This is a genomic window from Colwellia sp. MB02u-10 (assembly GCF_014077185.1).
GTDB lineage: Bacteria > Pseudomonadota > Gammaproteobacteria > Enterobacterales > Alteromonadaceae > Cognaticolwellia.
In genome coordinates this window covers 1-221 of the sequence record NZ_JACGVK010000146.1, presented here as the reverse complement: position 1 = coordinate 221, position 221 = coordinate 1, and the positions used below count along the sequence as shown (strand labels likewise).

General features: G+C 54.3%; 1 protein-coding gene. It reads left to right on the top strand.

Going from position 1 to position 221, the window contains the following annotated elements; translation table 11 throughout:
- Positions 1-221 (top strand): YDG domain-containing protein (locus H4J59_RS19115; protein WP_182241561.1); only part of this gene is annotated, 221 nt, incomplete at both ends.

The window sequence follows — 221 nt, the reverse complement described above, 5'->3', positions numbered from 1 at the left end:
ACGGTGGCGAGCACGGGTACCTTTGATACTAAGCATGCGGGTACCGGTAAGACGGTTAACCTGAGCGCTACCAGCTATGGCGGCGCGGATAACACGAACTACAGCATCACCGATCAGGCGACTGCCAGCGCGAATGTAAGCACTAAAGCGATCAGCATCAGTGGTATTACGGCAAGCAACAAAACCTACGATGCAAACACCGACGCGGTCCTTGATGTCTC